General features: G+C 37.0%; 14 protein-coding genes and 2 tRNA genes. 14 read left to right on the top strand and 2 right to left on the bottom strand.

From position 1 onward, the window contains the following. Positions 1–28 precede the first annotated feature (28 nt). The gene (cbpA, locus tag JNUCC80_RS01125) at positions 29–718 is read right to left on the bottom strand and encodes a cyclic di-AMP binding protein CbpA (protein ID WP_454143357.1); all 690 of its coding nucleotides are present in this window, start codon (positions 716–718) and stop codon (positions 29–31) included. 172 nt (positions 719–890) lie between these two features. Next, entirely contained in the window at positions 891–1865 is a 975-nt protein-coding gene (locus JNUCC80_RS01130; RefSeq protein ID WP_454143355.1) for an L-lactate dehydrogenase, read from the bottom strand. Positions 1866–2063: 198 nt separating this feature from the next. Between JNUCC80_RS01130 and pth the strand changes: the two genes are divergently transcribed. From pth to rpoB, 14 genes are all read left to right on the top strand, one after another. Further along, a complete protein-coding gene (gene pth, locus JNUCC80_RS01135) occupies positions 2064–2621 on the top strand; it encodes an aminoacyl-tRNA hydrolase (RefSeq protein ID WP_454153065.1) in 558 nt (185 codons plus the stop codon). Positions 2622–2646: 25 nt separating this feature from the next. Then, positions 2647–6156 carry a transcription-repair coupling factor gene (gene mfd, locus JNUCC80_RS01140; RefSeq protein WP_454153066.1) on the top strand — a complete coding sequence of 1170 codons (3510 nt, stop codon included), beginning with the start codon at positions 2647–2649 and terminating at the stop codon, positions 6154–6156. After that, positions 6153–6395 carry an RNA-binding S4 domain-containing protein gene (locus JNUCC80_RS01145; protein WP_454143349.1) on the top strand — a complete coding sequence of 81 codons (243 nt, stop codon included), beginning with the start codon at positions 6153–6155 and terminating at the stop codon, positions 6393–6395. Before mfd ends, JNUCC80_RS01145 begins: the two co-directional genes overlap by 4 nt. A gap of 15 nt (positions 6396–6410) precedes the next feature. Next, complete coding sequence (locus JNUCC80_RS01150; RefSeq protein WP_454143347.1) at positions 6411–6779, top strand: FtsB family cell division protein; 369 nt, start codon at positions 6411–6413, stop codon at positions 6777–6779. Positions 6780–6791: 12 nt separating this feature from the next. Next, positions 6792–7145, top strand: coding sequence for a S1 RNA-binding domain-containing protein (locus JNUCC80_RS01155; protein ID WP_454153067.1), 354 nt, complete (start codon positions 6792–6794; stop codon positions 7143–7145). Continuing rightward, entirely contained in the window at positions 7142–8464 is a 1323-nt protein-coding gene (tilS, locus tag JNUCC80_RS01160) for a tRNA lysidine(34) synthetase TilS (protein ID WP_454153068.1), read from the top strand. Before JNUCC80_RS01155 ends, tilS begins: the two co-directional genes overlap by 4 nt. 32 nt (positions 8465–8496) lie before the next feature. Continuing rightward, on the top strand, positions 8497–10617 hold the full coding sequence (gene ftsH, locus JNUCC80_RS01165) for an ATP-dependent zinc metalloprotease FtsH (RefSeq protein WP_454153069.1): 2121 nt from the start codon (positions 8497–8499) through the stop codon (positions 10615–10617). 48 nt (positions 10618–10665) lie between these two features. After that, positions 10666–11544 (top strand): Hsp33 family molecular chaperone HslO, encoded by an 879-nt coding sequence (gene hslO / locus JNUCC80_RS01170; RefSeq protein WP_454153070.1) that lies wholly within the window; start codon positions 10666–10668, stop codon positions 11542–11544. 66 nt (positions 11545–11610) lie between these two features. After that, the gene (dusB, locus tag JNUCC80_RS01175) at positions 11611–12612 is read left to right on the top strand and encodes a tRNA dihydrouridine synthase DusB (RefSeq protein ID WP_454153071.1); all 1002 of its coding nucleotides are present in this window, start codon (positions 11611–11613) and stop codon (positions 12610–12612) included. A gap of 27 nt (positions 12613–12639) precedes the next feature. Beyond that, on the top strand, positions 12640–14133 hold the full coding sequence (lysS, locus tag JNUCC80_RS01180) for a lysine--tRNA ligase (RefSeq protein WP_454153325.1): 1494 nt from the start codon (positions 12640–12642) through the stop codon (positions 14131–14133). A gap of 32 nt (positions 14134–14165) precedes the next feature. Next, positions 14166–14238, top strand: a tRNA-Lys gene (locus tag JNUCC80_RS01185). Positions 14239–14261: 23 nt separating this feature from the next. Further along, positions 14262–14333, top strand: a tRNA-Gly gene (locus tag JNUCC80_RS01190). Between the two features lie 218 nt (positions 14334–14551). Continuing rightward, the gene (locus JNUCC80_RS01195; protein ID WP_454153072.1) at positions 14552–17071 is read left to right on the top strand and encodes an ATP-dependent Clp protease ATP-binding subunit; all 2520 of its coding nucleotides are present in this window, start codon (positions 14552–14554) and stop codon (positions 17069–17071) included. Between the two features lie 213 nt (positions 17072–17284). Continuing rightward, positions 17285–20878 carry a DNA-directed RNA polymerase subunit beta gene (gene rpoB, locus JNUCC80_RS01200; RefSeq protein WP_454143333.1) on the top strand — a complete coding sequence of 1198 codons (3594 nt, stop codon included), beginning with the start codon at positions 17285–17287 and terminating at the stop codon, positions 20876–20878. Positions 20879–20891 lie beyond the last annotated feature (13 nt).

Here is a 20891-nt window from a genome sequence, read left to right on the forward strand (position 1 = left end):
TCGCCTAGATTAATTTCTAGGCGATTTTTTAGTTATCTTCTGTAATTTCATCAGGTGAAATTTCATTGTCGCGAATTGTTTGACCAGTTTGAAGGTCTTCAACACTTGGTACAGCGAATCCTTTTTTCTCTAGTTTATCAATAATGATATCTAGTTTATCAGTTGTAATCCCAGCAGGTAAGGTAATCAACGTTCTTCTAATCAAGTCGTTTTTGTTAGCGTCTAGCACAACACAACCCGCGATTGAACAATATTTTGAAACAATTTTGGTCATTTTGGCTAGTTCACCTTGCTCACCAGCTGATAAAATAGTCAATACGTAACTTCCAACGTGAATATTCCAAGCATCAGATAGCATGCTAAGCAATTTTGCGTGAGTCAAAATACCGTAAAAGTGATTTTCTTCATCTAAAACAGCAATGTAAGGTAAATCCTTAATGTTGAAAAAGATTTGGAAGAACGGTGAGTTCACTTGGATTGTTTTTGTCGCATTTTTTAGTAGGTGAGTAACAGGTAATGTCATATCACCACCACGAGACTTGTGGCGATAGATGTGCATTTTATAAATGTTACCTCGGAATATTTTACCGGAATCATCCACAATTGGCACACAACGATAGCCGGATTCTTCAAGAATAGCTAAAGCTTCTTCAAGCGTTGCTTTTTCGTTGATTGTAGTTAAAAATTCCTTCTTTAAGACAAGAGATTTTAAAAGCATAATAGCTCCTTTCATACTTCTTTGTAGATAAGACAAAGCTTAACACAATTTGTATTAATGATAAATGAGTCTACCATTAAATATAGGGGATGTTATGATTAAAAGCAAGCGAAAAACACAAAAAAATAGCCAAGTACTAGACTTGGCTATTTTTTAAATCTTTAATTTAAGATTATTGACGACCTTCGATACCTGTTTCAGCGAAACCTTTTTCAACAATTTCTTTCAATTGTTTAGCTGAAGCATGCATGTTTTGTGATTCTTCGTCATCTAGAGGCATTTCAATGATTTGTTTGATACCTTTACGTCCGATAACTGCTGGAGCACCGATAAAGATATCGTTAACGCCGTATTGACCTTCCATGAATACTGAAAGAGGTAATACTGAGTTTTCGTCATTGAAGATAGCTTTAGTAATACGAGCTAATGAAGCACCAATTCCGTAGAATGTAGCACCTTTCATGTTAATGATTTTGTATGCTGCATCACGAACATCTTCGTAGATTTCTGTTAAACGACTTTCTTCGATGTCGTTTTGAGCTTTAACCCAGTCAGTAACTTTAACGCCACCAACATTTGCGTGTGACCAAGCAACGAATTCTGTATCACCGTGTTCACCTAACATGTAAGCGTGAACTGATTGAGGGTTAACGTTCATCATGTCACCGATTCTTTGACGTAGACGAGCACTATCTAGAGATGTACCTGAACCAATAACGCGTTCTTTAGGGAAACCTGAAAGTTTCCATGTAGCGTATGTCAAGATATCAACAGGGTTAGCTGCAACTAGGAATAGTCCATCAAAACCTGATTCAACGATAGGATCAACGATTGATTTCAAAATCTTTAAGTTTTTACTTACAAGATCTAAACGAGTTTCACCTGGTTTTTGAGGAGCACCAGCTGTAATAACAACTAAGTCTGCATCTTTTGCATCTGAATATTCAGCAGAGTAAATTGTTTTAGGAGCTGTGTATGCTAAGGCATCAGATAAATCGATGGCATCCCCTTTAGTTTTGTCTTTAGCGATATCTACGATACCGATTTCTTGAGCAATCCCTTGGTTTACCATTGAGTAAGCGTAACTTGAACCTACTGCACCGTCACCAACAAGAATAACTTTTTGACGTTCTGTTTGTGTTGCCAAGATTAATCATCCTTTCGAGTAATAATTATTTATTCATCTATATAATAACATATTTTAAAAATCCTATCTGCATATAAAAATTTTTTTTAAAATTTTTTGAAATTATTTTAAAGCATTGGTGTTAATATAATCGAATTATAAATTATGCTATAATTTTAAGCAGTTATGATATATAGAAGATAAAGGATTTTGACAAATATGAAATTAATTGTTGGGTTAGGTAACCCAGGAAAGAAATACCAAAAGACAAAACATAATGTTGGATTTATGGCTATTGATAAATTCTGCGATAGTCACCAACTAAACTTAGACAGTGAAAAATTCATGGGAAGTTTTACTAAAACAGTGATTAACGGAGAGTCAGTAATCTTGGCGGAACCGTTAACTTATATGAATGAATCTGGGCGTCATGTCTCACAATTGGCACACTTTTTTAAAGTTGACCCAGAAGATATTTTAGTGATTCAAGATGATATGGATTTACCTATGGCCAAAATCAGATTGCGTCAATCAGGATCTGCTGGTGGTCATAATGGGATTAAAAGCATTATTAATGGCTTAGGAACAAAATCTTTTCCAAGATTAAAAGTGGGTATTAAGCATCCCGAAAACGCAACAGTTGTTAACTGGGTATTGAGCCCATTTACTGGCGAAGACGCTAAAGCAATTGACGATGCACTAGAAACAGTTGTTGAAATTTTAGAAAAATTCGTCGCAGGAGAACCATTAAACAAATTAATGAATAAATACAATTAGTCAAAAAGAAAAGGGGTTTTGAATTGTGAAAATTGTTGATTTTATTAATAAAAGTGCCCCCTTTATTGAGTTTGTTAACCAAGCTAAAACATCGAGTCGTTCGTTACTGACAGGGGTTAATCCAAATGCTCAGCCAATCTTTTTGAAGGCTATTTTGCAACAAGTTGAACAGCCACTTTTAGTTGTAATGGAATCGACTCATAAAGCAGCTGGGTTATATCAAAGTCTTTCTGCCATTATGAATGATGACAGTCTACATTATTTTGATGTTGACCCTTTAATTGCAACTCAGGGTGCAATCTCGTCAACTGAAGAACTCACAAGTCGAATTGAAGCCCTTAATTTTTTGACGACTCAAAAAGCAGGTATTGTGGTAACAACACCACAATCTTTAGCTTATCCACTAACAAGTCCAGAAGAATTTGCTAAATCTAGTTATCATTTAGTTGTTGATCAAGATTATCCATTAGATGAGTTAAAAGAGTGGTTAGTTAAAAGTCGTTATAAACGAGATCAAATGGTAGTTAAAACAGGTGAGTTTGCTTTAAGAGGGGATATTTTAGATATTTATCCACTAACTCAAGCTCAGCCTTTACGACTAGAATTTTTTGGTGATAGTTTAGAAACCATTAAGTTATTTGATGTTGAAACACAACGCAGTTTAACAACAAAAGATGAAGTCGATTTGTTACCAGCTAAAGATCGCGTTTTTGAAATCAACCAATTAAAACAAGCGGGGCAAAAGTTAGCTGAAGAATTAGCTGATAGTCAGGGTGAAGATGAATATCTAGATCAAAAGCAAGCAAGAGATTTATTACTTGATGGTATTTTGCCAGAAAAAATTAGTTTTTATATGAATTATCTTCAAGAAAATCAATTTAGGCTGCTTGATTATCTAGTTAAAGACGGGCTAGTTGTTTTAAATGACTTGCCTGCTATCAATGATAATGTTCGTGAAAACAATTTATTAAACGAGCAATATCAAACGCAAGAATCAAATGAAAAACGCTGGTTAGCGTCACAAAATCAGAAGTGGACATTTTTCGATAGTTTCAATCAAGATAAGCATCCCCAATTGTTGTTATCTCTCTTTCAAAGAGGGATGGGTCGACTAAAATTAGACCAGATTTGTGACTACAAAACACAAATTCCGCAACAATACTTCTCTCAGATGCCACTGATTAAAACTGAAATAGAACGCTATCAGTTACAAGAACAAACGGTTGTGATACAAGCTGATAGTGAAGATCGTGCTAAAAAATTAGCACAGACCTTTGAAGATTTTGAAATCACGATTAGCTTACACTCAAATGGTGATATTAGGGCTAATCAAACACAGTTAATCGTGGGAGAGTTGCCTCATGGTTTTATTTTAACTAATCAACGCTTTGTCTATCTGACTGAGCGAGAATTGTTTAATGCAAAACCCAAAAAGAAGCGCCAACGTGTTGAAAAAATTGAGAATGCGCAACGAATCAAAAATTATAGTGAGCTAAAACCTGGTGACTATGTTGTTCATGTTAATCACGGGATTGGGCGATTTGAAGGAATTCAAACACTTGTTACAAACGATGTACCAAAAGACTACATTACGATTACCTATCAAAAGGGCGATCAATTGTTTGTACCAGCTGATCAGCTAAAACTTGTTCAAAAATACGTTGCAGCTGAAGGAAAAAGCCCCAAGATTAATAAACTAGGTAGTAGTGAATGGGCAAAGACAAAGCGTAGTGTTGCAGCTAAAATTGAAGATATTGCCGATGAGTTGATTGAACTATATGCGCAACGTGAAAGTGAAAAAGGCTTTGCTTTTTCACCAGATACGCAAATGCAACGAGATTTTGAATCAGCCTTTCCTTATGTGGAAACAGGCGATCAAATCCGTAGTATCAATGAAATCAAACAAGATATGGAAAAAACACGACCAATGGATCGATTGTTGGTCGGAGATGTTGGGTTTGGTAAGACTGAAGTAGCTGTTCGAGCAGCATTTAAAGCTGTACAAGATAATAAGCAAGTGGCCTTTTTGGTACCAACAACTATTTTGGCGCAACAGCATTATGAAAACATGTTGGAACGATTCAGAGACTTTCCTGTTAATATTGCCGTTGTTTCTCGTTTTCAAACAGCTAAACAAGTCAAAGAGATTATCGAACATCTTAAAGAAGGACAAATTGATATTCTTGTAGGAACTCACCGTTTGTTATCACAAGATATTAAGTTCAAAGATCTGGGTTTGTTGATTGTGGATGAAGAACAACGTTTTGGTGTAAAACATAAAGAACGCCTTAAAGCGTTAAAAGCACAAGTCGATGTGTTAACCTTAACAGCTACCCCAATTCCAAGAACACTTCACATGTCGATGGTTGGGGTGAGAGACTTGTCTGTTATTGAAACTGCACCAACTAACCGTTTCCCTATCCAAACTTACGTGATGGAGCAAAACGAAAGTGTGATAAAAGAAGCTATCTTACGTGAAATGAGACGTGATGGGCAGGTCTTTTATCTGCATAATCGTGTTGAAGATATTGAAAGTGTGGTTTTCTACTTACAACAGCTTGTGCCAGAGTCACGAGTTGGGTATATTCATGGTCAAATGAGCGAACACCAACTAGAAAACGTCATGATGGACTTTATTAATGGTGAGTATGATGTGTTGGTTACCACAACAATTATTGAAACAGGTGTCGATTTACCTAATGCCAATACGTTGATTGTGGAAAACGCCGATTATTACGGACTATCACAGCTATATCAATTGCGTGGCCGTGTGGGTCGTTCAAATCGTTTAGCATATGCTTACTTGCTTTATCAAGAAAATAAAGTCTTAACTGAAGTGGGTCAAAAACGTTTAGAAGCCATTAAAGACTTTACGGAGTTAGGTTCAGGATTTAAGATAGCTATGCGTGACTTATCTATTCGTGGAGCCGGTAACATGTTAGGGAAGCAACAGCACGGATTTATTGATGCTGTTGGATTTGACCTTTACTCACAAATGCTTGAAGAAGCCGTTAAAAAACGCCAAGGCAACAAAAAAGCAATCAAGACGACAGATGCTGTTATTAATCTTGATTTGCAGGCGTATATTCCAGATGATTATATTGTGGATCAACCGCAAAAAATTGAAATTTATAAGCGCATTAAGATGATTGATTCAAGCGATGAGATACCAAAGATTGAAGATGAATTACTGGATCGTTTTGGTGACTATCCAGAAGCGGTTGAGCATTTACTTCAAATTGCTGAGTTAAAATTATTAGCTGATCAAGCCCAAGTTAAATTAATCAGGCAACAAGGATTGCAATTGACAGTAACCTTTGATGTCAAAGCAACAGAAATTTTAAAGGGAGCAAAAGCCTTTAAAGCACTTAGTGAAACGACATTAAAAGCTAAAGTTGCGCTAAATAAAAAACAAGAATTACAAATTAGTTTAATGACAACAAAAGATATGCCGGTTAGAAAATGGATAACTGAATTAAGTTCATTTTTAAGTGCGGCATCTGATTTGTTAAAGGAAAAGGAGACTACCTCATGAGAATTGACCGTTTTTTGAAAGTATCAAGAATTATTAAAAGAAGAACTATCGCAAAGGAAATGGCTGACCAAGGTCGTATTAAGGTTAACGACAAAACAATTAAATCCTCAACCAAAGTTCAAATTGGCGATATTTTAGAAGTGAGCTTTGGTAACCGTACGATTAAGGCTCGTATTTTAAACTTGTTAGAAACAACTAAAAAAGCTGAAGCACAGGATCTTTACGAATTAGTTGACTAATTAGGGGGAAATAAAATGGGTCGTAAAGTTAAGCACACGTATCAAATTGCTTCAAGTGAAAAGAGTGTTTTCAAAAAACAACGCCATGAGCGTAAGGTTCATATTAGAAGACGTCGCTTATATGCGGCATTGTTTGGGTTCATTGTGTTATTAACAGGGATGCAAATTACTAAGATGACAATGGATACACACAATTTGAATGTTCAAGCAGAAGAAAGCCAGCAAAAGTTAGATACTTTATTACAAAAGCAGCACTTGCTGGCTAATGAAGAACAAAGATTAAGTGATCCAGACTATCTTCAAAAGGTTGTTCGAGATAAATACCTTTACTCAAAACCAAATGAAGTGATATTTGATATTTCAGACAATAGTCAATCAAAGTAAGAGAGGAATCATATGATTAAACAAGGCCAAAGATTAAAAGGAACGATTAACAATGTTGCTTCGTTTGGCGTTTTTGTAACGCTTGCTGGCAAGCATCATGGTTTAATCAAGCGACAAGAACTTGAATATGGCAAAAACGATGATTGGCAAATGTATTATGATGTCAATCAAGAAATTGATTGTGTGGTTTTATCAGCTGAGACACCTCAAAAGATAGCACTTTCACAAAAACAGTATGATAATCCAGAACTTAAAGATTTATCTAATCCCTTAGAAGCGGACCAAACGCAGTCTTTTTCTAAGAAGATTGAGCAAGTGTTGAAACAGGCCAATGAGTTTCTTGAGAAATATGCTGCTGAACAATGAACCAATTGCGACAAGCATTCAAAGAAAACTTAAAAAGCTTACAAATTGACGAAAGATTGGCTAAGATTGTTGTGGCAGTATCTGCAGGTCCTGACTCAATGGCATTGCTAGATTTGCTATATCACAGTCTATACCAACCGAAAGAACAATTGATTATTGCTCATGTTAATCATCAATTAAGGGCTGATTCACAGCAAGAGCTTGCTGTGTTAACCCAATATGCACAAGAAAAAGGTCTAACAATCGAAAATTATGATTGGCCTAAGAAACACCAGCCTAAAACAGGCATTGAAGCTGCAGCTCGTAATATGCGGTATCAGTTTTTACATCAAGTTCAAGCAAAGTGGCAAGCAGATTATGTGATGACCGCTCATCATGGCAATGATGTGCTTGAGACGATGATGCTGAAGTTGGTTCGAAGTGGGGATGCACAAGAGATGTCGTCATTGGCGGCTAAACGCCCTTTTTTTGACGGATATCTGGTTCGACCATTGCTTATTTTTTCAAAAAAACAATTGGTGGATTATCTAAAAGTACAACAGATAACGTATGTTATTGATGAAACCAATCATAGCGACTTTACATTGCGAAATCGAATTCGTCATCATGTCATGCCAATAGTTGAAAAAGAAACCAATCATTTAATTGAAAATGGGCAACGTTATCAACAAAGTGTCGCAAAATTAACGCAAGCTCAAGTTCGACTTTTTGAATTAGTGACAACAATCAAACCCGTAACCACCAGATTATATCAAGGTAAAATTAAAGATTTTACTAAAATTCCTGACACTAATTGGTCAGATTATCTGAGTTATTTAACAACGCAGACATTTAGTGATAAAGTATTTTTATCTGAACAGCAATTCAAACAGCTGAAACATATTTTGATTGAGGGAGGCGCCCTCACAATTACAAAAAATATTCAACTTTTAATCAAAAATGATGATTTCTTTTTGATGTATCCCCCAGTACATTGTTGTGCTGAATTAGTTGAGTTAAATCAACCGATTTTGTTTTGTGGCCAACAGTATTTAGTCAGTGAAGACGCGAGCTTTGCTGGCTATGATTGTCTAGCGACATTTGATGTACCTTTGAATCAAACATTGTATTTAGGGTTTACGCCTGATCAATTAGTACTTCTTTCAAATGGTCAGCACCAAAAAGTGAAGAAGGTTTTTGCTAAAGCGAATATTCCAACAACCTTGAAGGGTTATTACCTCTCAATTTATGGATCAGATATTTATTGGATTCAAAATATTTATCATTATAATTCTTTGCCTCAGCAGTCTAGAAAATTATATTTCTTTGTGGCAAAATAATAAGAAGTAGTTTATGAAATCGGAGGTTACTTATGAATAAAAGTCCAAAAAAATTTAGGAATAATATATTCTTTTATATTATTGCTGTAATCATTATTTTGGCAGGCTTTAACTGGTTCTTTAATGGTGGAAGCAGTAAAGCTGTCAAAAATGTTAGTTATTCAGAATTTATTACGCAACTGAACGATAATAGTATTGATAAGTTCAGTATGCAGCCAGTTAATGGTGCTTATACGGTTTCAGGAACTTATAAAACAAGTCAAACAAACCAATCGTCAAATAACTCGATGTTATCAATTTTGACAGGTGGACAAAATTCATCAACTCAAAACTTTTCAACAACGATTTTGGCAAATGATAACACTGTTAAGCAAGTGACAGAGTTAGCACAAAGTAAAAATGTTAATGTTTCTATGGATGGTGAGCCTCAAACAGGTCTTTGGATTACGTTGTTAGGTTCATTTCTACCCATCATCATTATTGTTGTTATCTTCTTCATTATGATGGGTGGTGCTCGAGGTGGCCAAGGTGGCGGTGGAAACCGCATGATGAACGTTGGTCGTTCAAAAGCTAAGCCTGAAGACCCAGCTAAAAACAAAATTAGATTTAGTGATGTAGCTGGTGCCGAAGAAGAAAAACAAGAACTAGTTGAAGTAGTTGAATTCTTGAAACAACCTAAACGCTTTGCTAGTCTTGGTGCTCGTATTCCATCAGGTGTTTTACTTGAGGGACCTCCCGGAACAGGTAAAACCCTTCTAGCTAAAGCCGTTGCTGGTGAAGCTAAAGTGCCATTTTACAGTATTTCTGGTTCTGACTTCGTTGAAATGTTCGTCGGAGTTGGGGCATCTCGTGTTCGTGATTTGTTTGAAAATGCTAAAAAATCAGCACCAGCTATCATCTTTATTGATGAAATTGATGCTGTTGGTCGTCAACGTGGAGCCGGCATGGGCGGTGGAAACGATGAACGTGAACAAACCTTGAACCAACTGTTAGTTGAAATGGATGGATTTACAGGGACAGAAGGCGTTATCGTAATGGCTGCAACTAACCGTTCTGACGTTTTAGATCCTGCTTTACTTCGTCCAGGCCGTTTTGACCGTAAAGTGTTAGTGGGTCGTCCAGATGTTAAAGGTCGTGAAGCTATCTTGAAAGTCCACGCTAAAAACAAACCTTTAGCAGATGATGTTGACTTGAAATTAGTTGCCCGTCAAACACCAGGATTCGTTGGGGCAGATCTTGAAAACTTACTTAACGAAGCAGCTTTAGTAGCTGCAAGAAGAAATGACACTAAGATTACTTCTCTTGATATTGACGAAGCAGAAGATCGTGTAATTGCTGGTCCTGCTAAACGAGACCGTAAAACGTCAGAAAAATATCGTCAAATTGTGGCTTACCACGAAGCTGGACATGCCTTAATTGGTCTTGTTCTAAGCGACTCAAGAACTGTTAGAAAAGTAACAATTGTCCCTCGTGGTCGCGCTGGTGGTTATGCGATTACGCTACCTAAAGAAGATCAATACTTACTAAGCAAAAAAGACTTAGAAGAACAAATTGTTGGTTTAATGGGTGGACGTACAGCTGAAGAATTAATCTTCAACAGCTTATCATCTGGTGCTTCAAATGACTTTGAACAAGCAACTCAAATTGCGCGTGCAATGGTAACGCAATATGGTATGAGTGATGTTTTAGGGACAGTAGCGTTGGAACAAGAAGGTCAAGCAGCTTATGGTCAAGGCCCTTCATACAGCCAAGATACTGCTGCAAAAATCGACCAAGAAGTTCGTCGCATTATTAACGATGCACATACACGTGCTGCTGAAATTATTAAAGAATACCACGAACAACACGATTTAATTGCGAAAGCATTGCTTGAATATGAAACATTGAACGAAACACAAATTCTTTCATTATTCAAAGAAGGCAAAATGCCAGAAGAACCAACTGAATTTCCAAGTGAAAAAGAAGCTGCTGATTACAAAGAATCAAAGCAAGCTGCTGATCAAAAGGATAAACAAGTTGAAGTGAAAAATGCTAAAGAAATTAGTGACCAAGAAAAATCAGAAAAAGACTTAGAAAAAGAAGTTACATCTGGTAAAAAAGATGTTGATTCTGATACAATAAAAAACGATGATAATAATCGTAAAGATAAATAACAAAAACAGAGCCTAGTGGCTCTGTTTTTTAATGAGGTGTAAAAAACAATGAAAGATTATTTAATTAAAGCCATATCAAAAGATAAAGCATTTAGAATTTTAGCTGTTTCAGCAACCGAATTAGTATCGACTGCACAACAAAAACACGATACTTATAGTGCTTCATCTGCAGCTTTAGGCCGTGGATTAATTGGGACATTATTATTAAGTACAGCAACCTTAAAAGGTGACGATACATTAACGGTTCGTATCCAAGGTGACGGTCCGGCTGGTGCGTTAGTTATTGATGGTAATGCTAACGGAACAGTTAAAGGTTATATTCAAAATCCCCACGTTCATTTGCCACTTAATGAAAAAGGCAAGATTGATGTTAAGGGTGCTGTAGGAACAAATGGGATGTTCAGTGTTACTAAAGACTTGCATATGAAAGAACCCTTTACAGGTCAGGTTCCATTGATTTCTGGTGAGCTAGGTGAAGACTTTACTTACTACTTGGCTAAATCTGAACAGATTCCATCAGCTGTTGGCTTGTCATGTTTTGTTAATCCAAACAATACAATTGGTGCTGCCGGTGGTTTCATGATTCAAGTGTTACCAAACGCAAGTGAAGAAAGTATTGCCAAACTAGAAGATAGTCTTAAACAATTACCACTAGTTTCTAAACTAGTTCGCGAAGGCAAAACACCTGAAGAAATTACAGAAATGATTTTCCCTGAAGGTGTGGACATCTTAGACACAGTGGATGTTGCCTTTGAATGTGACTGTAGTAAAGACCGTTTTGAAAAATCACTAGCTACTTTGAAAAAAGCAGAGATTGAGGCTATGATTGAAGAAGACCACGGTGCTGAAGCAGTATGTAAATTCTGCAATGCACGCTATCATTATAGTGAGTCAGACTTGAAAGATATTTTAGCAACACAAGGCTAAAACTGGTGTTGAGGCTTTTTGGATAAACTGATAAAATAGTACAGGTAAAAATGAGGAAGAGTGTCTATGTGGAAAATTGGAAATGTGGAAATTCCTAATCGCATTGTTGTCGCACCAATGGCTGGTATTTCAAACTCAGCTTTTCGTATCACAGCAAAAGAATGTGGTGCAGGATTAGTTGTTTGTGAAATGATTAGTGATAGAGGAATTATTCACCATAATAAAAAAACTTTAGATATGCTTTTTGTAGACCCTAAAGAGCACCCAATTAGTATTCAAATTTTTGGTGGAACTGTGGAAACATTAGTTGAAGCAGCGAAATTTGTGGATCAAAATACACAAGCTGATATTATTGATATTAATATGGGTTGCCCAGTGCCAAAAGTCGTAAAAACCGATGCGGGAGCAAGATGTTTACTTGATCCTAATCGTATTTATGAAATGGTTAAAGCGGTTGTTGATGTGGTAGAAAAACCCGTGACAGTTAAAATGAGAACGGGTTGGGATGAAGACCATATTTATGCGGTTGAAAATGCCCTTGCTGCTGAACGTGCAGGAGCTAGTGCGGTTGCCATGCATGGTAGAACGCGTAAGCAAATGTACACCGGTAAAGCTGACTGGGATATTTTGAAGCAAGTTAAAGAAGCCCTTTCAATTCCATTTATTGGAAATGGTGATGTTAAAACACCAGAAGATGCTAAACGCATGCTTGATGAAGTTGGAGCCGATGCGGTTATGGTAGGGCGTGCAGCTTTAGGTAACCCGTGGATTCTAGGCCAAATGGAACATTACCTTGAAACTGGCGTAATTGAACCAGAGCCAACACCAAGAGAAAAAATTGACTTGGCTAAGTTACAATTGAATCGCTTGGTAGAACTAAAGGGTGAAAAAATTGCCGTGCCAGAATTCCGTCAACAAGCAGCTTACTACTTGAAGGGAATTCCACGTGCTGCAAAAGCTCGTGCAGCAGTTAACCAAGTTTTCGCTAAAGAAGAAGTTTTTGAAATTCTAGATGACTTTGTCGCTCAATATGAAGCTAGAGAAAAATTAAAATCGGAGGGTAAATAAGTGGCTAAACAAGATAATCATCACCAAATGAACGACCAATTACGTGTTCGCCGTGAAAAATTACAAGAATTATTTGATAATGGAATTGATCCATACGGTAGTCGTTTTGAACGTACAGCTGTTGCAAAAGACTTACACGATCAATATGAAAACGAAGAAAAAGATGCGTTAGATGAAAAACACGTGACTGCAACTATCGCAGGTCGTATGATGACAAAACGTGGTAAAGGTAAAGTTGGATTTGCTGATATTCGTGATAACTCAGGAAAAATGCAAATCTATGTACGTAAAGATACTGTTGGTGAAGAAAACTACAAGATTTTCAAACGTGCTGACTTAGGTGATTTCCTAGGAATTACAGGTGACGTGATGAAGACAGACATGGGTGAGCTAACAATTAAAGCAACTCATGTGACTTTCTTATCAAAAGCACTACGTCCATTACCAGATAAATACCATGGTTTGACAAACATTGAACAAAAATATCGTCAAAGATATCTTGATTTAATCGCAAACCCAGACAGTTTTGACCGTTTCCAAAAGAGAAGTCAAATTATTTCAACAATTCGTCGTTACCTAGACCAAAACGGCTTTACTGAAGTTGAAACACCTGTATTGCATGACCAAGCTGGTGGTGCTGCTGCAAGACCATTTATTACACACCACAATGCGCTAGATATTGATTTATACCTACGTATTGCGCTAGAATTGCACTTAAAACGTTTAATCGTTGGTGGAATGGAACGTGTTTATGAAATTGGTCGTGTATTCCGTAATGAAGGGCTAGATACAAAACATAACCCTGAATTTACAATGCTTGAATCTTATGCAGCTTACTTTGACTTTAAAGATGTAATGGATCAAACAGAAGGTATTTTCCGTTACATTGCTAAAGAAGTGTTTGATACAGATACTATTACTTACCAAGGCGAAGAAGTTAAGATTGGTCAACCATTCAGACGTTTGCACATGGTTGATGCGATTAAAGAACAAACAGGTGTTGACTTCTGGCGTGAAATGTCACTTGAAGAAGCTCGCAAAATTGCTGATGATCACAATGTTCACTATGAAGATTATTGGCAAGTTGGACACATTATTAACGAATTTTTCGAAGAATTTGTTGAAGAAACTTTAGTCCAACCAACCTTTGTTTATGGGCATCCAATCGAAGTTTCACCACTTGCTAAGAAAAATTCTGAAGATTCACGCTTTACAGATCGCTTTGAATTGTTTATAGTTAAGAGTGAGTTCGCTAATGCATTTACTGAACTTAATGATCCTATCGATCAAAGACAACGTTTTGAAGCACAAGTTGCAGAACGTGAAGCCGGTAATGATGAAGCAACTGGAATTGATGAAGATTACATCGAAGCATTAGAGTATGGTATGCCACCTACAGGTGGACTTGGAATCGGAATTGATCGTTTAGTTATGTTATTTACTGATGCACCATCTATTCGTGACGTTTTACTATTCCCAACTATGCGTCCAGAACATCATGACCAACCAAATGAAGAATAATCACTAAAAGCAGGATATCCTGCTTTTACTACGAGTCGTTAGCTCAGTTGGTAGAGCATCTGACTTTTAATCAGAGGGTCGGCAGTTCGAGCCTGCCACGACTCATTTAATACACAATGTGTATTAATGCGGAAGTAGTTCAGTGGTAGAACATCACCTTGCCATGGTGGGGGTCGCGGGTTCGAATCCCGTCTTCCGCTTTTTGATAACCTACAAGTAGTGTGGGTTATTTTTTTATCCCTAAAAATAGCTAAATTTCAAATTAAAGAGCATTAGTTGTACAATGAGGATAGGGAAAAGAACGAACAGTGAAAAAAGCAAATAATTAATTAAGAATGAGGTTAATTTCTATTTTAATATTTACATTTAAGAACAAATACTTTACTGTATACTTCTATAATAGATTGGCGGTGTAATAATGGAGAATATGTTTACAGATAGTGCGAAAGTTGCACTAACAATTTCACAAGAACAAGCAACCTACTTTAAACATCGTGTGATTGGCACAGAACACTTATTGTTAGGTTTAGTCATGGAATCACATGGAACAGCAGGTCACTTACTACGTGAATTAGGGGTATCTACAACAGATATTCGTGAAGAGATCGAAACTTATACAGGGTATGGTGTTGAGTTATCAACGCCAGTTAAGGGCGAATTTTTACCTTATTCTCCTAGAGCTAAGCAAGTCATGACATTGTCTGGCCAAATTGCGCGACAATTAGGTGCTGACAAAGTTGGTACAGAACATCTGTTAATGGCGCTAGTGCAAAATGAGAATGTTTTATCTGGTAAAATTTTGAAAAACCTAGGTTTTAGTTTGTCACGAATTTATCAAGAATTATTACAACAATTAGGTATTCAAGATAATGAAAACTTTAAAAAACCAGAACTAAATACATCAAAGACACAAACTAATAGACAACAAGCTGGCAAATCTAAGACACCGACTTTAGATAAATTAGCTAATAATTTAAATGACAAAGTTAAACAGGGTCAAGTTGATCCAGTTATTGGCCGTGATTCTGAAACACATCGTGTTATTCAGATTTTGTCACGTCGAACAAAGAATAACCCAGTTTTAGTTGGAGATCCTGGTGTAGGTAAAACAGCGATTGCTGAAGATTTAGCAGCAAAAATAGAAGCAGGACAAGTGCCATCTGTCTTGAAGAAAAAACGCGTGATGTCACTTGATATGGGGTCTTTAGTAGCGGGGACGAAGTACCGTGGTGAATTTGAAGATCGTTTGAAAAAAGTGATGGACGAAATCAAACAAGACGGCGAAGTTATTCTATTTATAGATGAACTTCACACGCTGATTGGTGCAGGTGGTGCAGAAGGTGCTATTGATGCTTCAAACATTTTGAAGCCTTCTCTTGCCCGCGGCGACATTCAAGTTATCGGTGCTACAACGTATGATGAATACCAAAAATACATCGAAAAAGATTCAGCACTTGAGCGTCGTTTTGCGCAAGTAAAAGTAGACGAGCCAACGACAAAAGAAACAGAACAAATTTTAGCTGGATTAAAGAAAACCTATGAAAACTTCCATGGTGTGACAATTTCACAAGAGGCTATTGATGCGGCTGTTGAAATGAGTCAACGCTATATTACTAACCGTTTCTTGCCAGATAAAGCCATTGATTTAATTGACGAAGCAGCAGCTAAAGTTAAAATCGAAGGGTTTGAAGAAAGTGAAGATCAACAAATTATTCCGCTTGAAAAAGACCTAGAAGACTTGTTGAATCAAAAAGACAAAGCAATTTTTGATCAAGATTTTGAACAAGCAGCTAAGCTGCGTTATCAAGAAACGCAACTTCGTCAAACAATTTATCGAATGACCGAAGAAAAGGTAAAAGCCCAACAAGCTAAACAACAAGTAACACGTGAAGACGTTGCTGAAGTTATTTCAACTTGGACTAAAATTCCGCTAACCCAACTTGATTCTAATGAAACAACACGTTTACTTGACCTTGAAAAAGAACTTCATCAAGAAGTTATCGGCCAAAACGATGCGGTAATGGCTGTTTCAAAAGCGATAAGACGCGCTCGTGCGGGAATCAAAGATCCTAACCGTCCAATCGGGTCTTTCTTATTCTTAGGGCCAACAGGTGTTGGTAAAACGCAATTGGCAAAAGTGCTAGCTAAAACAATGTTTGGTTCTACTGATAATCTTATTCGAGTAGACATGTCAGAGTTGTCAGAATCTTACAGTTCATCAAAACTAGTCGGTTCTGCTCCAGGATATGTTGGCTACGAAGAAGGTGGTCAATTGAGCGAACAGGTTCGCCAAAATCCGTACTCTGTTGTTTTACTAGATGAAGTAGAAAAAGCACATCCAGATATTTTTAACTTGTTATTACAAGTATTAGATGATGGTTACCTAACAGATGCTAAAGGTCGTCGTGTTGATTTTAGAAATACAGTAATTATCATGACATCTAACTTAGGTGCACGTGCAATGAAGATTGATAAGACAGTTGGTTTTTCAAGTAATGAAGACGAACAACGTCAAGTACAATTGACAAGCAAAATAAAACAAGCTACACAAGAGTTCTTCACACCAGAATTCTTAAATCGTATTGATGAAACGATTATCTTCCAAGAATTGCAAAAACCAGAACTACGTCAAATTGTGTCACTGATGTTAGGTGACTTAAAAGCACGATTATCTGAACAACAAATCGAATTATCTGTTTCAATAGCAGCATTAGATACTATTTTAGAAGCTGGTTTTGATGTTGAAAATGGTGCTCGACCAATTCGCCGCGCAATTCAAGACAAACTTGAAAATGAATTAAGCGACCAATTACTTAGACAAGATATTAAAGCAGGCGACTTAGTTAAGGTTGGTTCTTCTAAAAAAGAATTAACTTTTAAGGTCGTTTCACAAAATCAAGCACAAAAAGCACAAAAAGGCGATAAAGTCCACAATTAACTTGACATTTATAAGCTATATGATTATAATTTGTATGATTGAAATTGGCTGTTGAAGTGCAGTATTGCTCTGATCTATTGTCCAGAGTGATGATAAGAACAAAAATGGTACCCGTGTGCCGTTTTTGTTTTTTTATTGTCTAAAAACACCTTTTTTGATAGTTGTAACGTAAATGTAATATTACGTGTTTTTAACAGAAAGGATGGTCTTCTCTTGGTAGGTTCAAATATAAACTATGGTAAAAACCGTACTAGAAGAAGTTATTCACGAATTAAAGAAGTTTTACAACTTCCTAATTTAGTTGAAATACAAACAAGTTCATACGATTGGTTCCTAGAACGTGGACTAAAAGAAATGTTCGACGATATTATGCCAATCGATGATTTTGCTGGTAATCTGTCATTAGAGTTTGTGGATTATAAATTATCCGAACCTAAATATACGATGGATGAAGCAAGACAACATGATGCAAACTACTCAGCTCCGCTTCATGTGACTTTGAAATTAACAAATAACGAAACAGAAGAAATCAAAACTCAAGAAGTTTTCTTTGGTGATTTCCCATTAATGACACCACAAGGAACTTTTATCGTAAATGGTGCAGAACGTGTTATTGTTTCTCAATTAGTACGTTCTCCAGGTGTTTACTATAACTCTTCATTGGATAAAAACGGTCGTACTAACTTTGGTACAACAGTTATTCCAAACCGTGGGGCTTGGCTAGAATTTGAAACAGACGCTAAGGATATTTCATACGTACGTATTGACCGTACACGTAAATTACCTATCTCTGTTTTGATGCGCGCATTAGGTTTTGAATCAGATAGTGATATTTTAGAAATTTTAGGTCAAAGCGATTCATTAAGCTATACCCTAGAAAAAGATATCCACAAAAACCCACTAGATACACGTACTGAAGAAGGATTGAAAGATATTTATGAACGTCTTCGCCCAGGCGAACCAAAAACTGCTGACAGTTCTCGTTCATTATTATACGCAAGATTCTTTGATCCAAAACGTTATGACTTAGCGCCTGTTGGACGTTACAAGATTAACAAAAAACTTTCATTAAAAACACGTCTATTAAACCAAACGTTAGCTGAAACATTAGCAGATCCTGATACAGGTGAAGTTATTGCTCAAAAAGGTGACGTAATTGACAATCACTTAATGGAAACATTAGGTAAATTCTTAGATAGAGAAGACTTTAAAACTGTCACATACCAACCTTCAGAAGAATCAGTAATTACTGATCCAATGGTTGTTCAAAAAATTAAAGTATTTTCTAAAGAAGATCCTGAAAAAGAAGTTAATATCATTGGTAATGGTCACATTCCTGCAGATATTAAACACATTACGACAGCCGACATTATTGCTTCAATCAACTACTTCTTGAACCTACAAGAAGGTATTGGTGAAGTTGATGATATCGACCACTTAGGTAACCGTCGTATTCGTTCAGTTGGTGAATTGTTACAAAACCAATTCAGAATTGGTTTATCACGTATGGAACGTGTTGTACGTGAAAGAATGTCAATTCAAGACGCTTCAACTGTAACACCTCAACAATTGATTAATATTCGTCCAGTTGTGGCTTCAATTAAGGAATTCTTTGGTTCATCACAATTATCACAATTTATGGATCAAACTAACCCACTTGGAGAATTAACTCACAAACGTCGTCTATCTGCCCTTGGACCTGGTGGTTTGACTCGTGATCGTGCCGGATATGAAGTTCGTGACGTTCACTATACTCACTATGGTCGTATGTGTCCGATTGAAACACCTGAAGGACCTAATATCGGGTTGATTAACTCACTAGCGTCATACGCTATTGTGAATAACTATGGTTTCATCGAAACACCATACCGTCGTGTTGACTGGACAACCCACAAGGTAACAGACAAGATTGACTACTTAACAGCTGACGAAGAAGATAACTACATTGTTGCTCAAGCTAACTCAAAACTTAACGATGATGGTTCATTTGCTAACCCAACTGTTTTGGCACGTCACCGTGATGACAACCTTGAAATTAGCACAGATAAAGTTGACTACATGGATGTTATTCCAAAACAAGTTGTTTCTGTTGCTGCCGCATGTATTCCTTTCCTTGAAAACGACGACTCAAACCGTGCGTTGATGGGAGCTAACATGCAACGTCAAGCTGTGCCATTGGTACGTCCACATGCACCGCTTGTTGGTACTGGTATGGAATATCGTGCAGCTCACGACTCAGGTACAGCACTTCTAGCCAAAAATGGTGGTACTGTAACTTACGCTGACGCACGTCGTATTGAAATCACAACTGATGAAGATGGTATTGATACCTACTACGTATCTAAATTCAGACGTTCAAATGCTGGTAAATCATACAACCAACAAACATTGGTTCGCCAAGGCGACCGTATTGATGCTGGTGATGTTATCGCAGATGGTCCAGCTATGGAAAGTGGTGAACTTGCTTTAGGTCAAAACCCTATTATTGCGTTTATGACTTGGAACATGTACAACTTCGAAGATGCGATTGTTTTATCAGAAAAACTAGTTAAAGAAGATATCTATACTTCTATCCACATCGAAGAATTCGAATCAGAAGCTCGTGATACAAAACTTGGACCTGAAGAAATCACACGTGAAATTCCAAACGTTGGGGAAGACTCATTAAGAGACCTTGACGAAACAGGGGTTATCCGTATTGGTGCTGAAGTTCATGATGGCGATATTTTAGTTGGTAAAGTAACACCTAAGGGTGTAACTGAATTATCAGCTGAAGAACGTTTGTTACACGCAATCTTTGGTGAAAAAGCACGTGAAGTTCGTGATACATCACTACGTGTACCACATGGTGGTGGCGGAATTGTGCAAGATGTTAAAGTCTTCACACGTGAAGCTGGTGACGAATTATCTCCAGGTGTTAACAAACTAGTTCGTGTTTACATTACACAAAAACGTAAAATCCAAGTTGGTGACAAGATGGCTGGTCGTCATGGTAACAAGGGTACTGTTTCAATCGTTGTTCCTGAAGAAGACATGCCATTCTTACCAGATGGAACACCAGTTGACATTCTATTGAACCCAATGGGTGTGCCATCACGTATGAACATTGGACAAGTTCTTGAATTACACTTGGGTATGGCCGCAAGAGAATTAGGAATTCACGTTGCATCCCCAGTATTTGATGGTGCAACAGATAGCGACTTATGGGACACAGTTAAAGAAGCTGGTATGGCTTCAGATGGTAAAACTGTTCTTTACGATGGTCGTACAGGTGATGCATTTGATAATCGTGTATCAGTTGGGGTTATGTACTACATGAAACTAGCTCACATGGTTGATGACAAATTGCACGCTCGTTCAATTGGACCTTACTCACTTGTTACACAACAACCACTTGGTGGTAAAGCACAATTTGGTGGACAAAGATTTGGTGAGATGGAAGTTTGGGCACTTGAAGCTTATGGTGCTGCTTACACCTTACAAGAAATCTTAACTTACAAGTCTGATGACGTTGTAGGTCGTGTTAAAACTTATGAAGCCATCGTTAAAGGTGAAAACATTCCAAAACCTGGTGTGCCTGAATCATTCCGCGTGTTAGTTAAAGAATTGCAATCTCTAGGACTTGATATGAAAGTGCTAGACATCAATAAAGATGAATTAGAATTGCGTGACATGGATGATGACGATGATGATGTCGTAAATGTTGATGCTTTATCAAAAATGGCTGAAAAGCAAGAAGCTCAAAAGCTGGAAGAAGAAGCTCACAAAGCTAATGATCTTTTAAATAATGATGAAGTTTCAAAATAGTAGGAGGTTAAGC

It is taken from the genome of Holzapfeliella sp. JNUCC 80 (assembly GCF_053667655.1).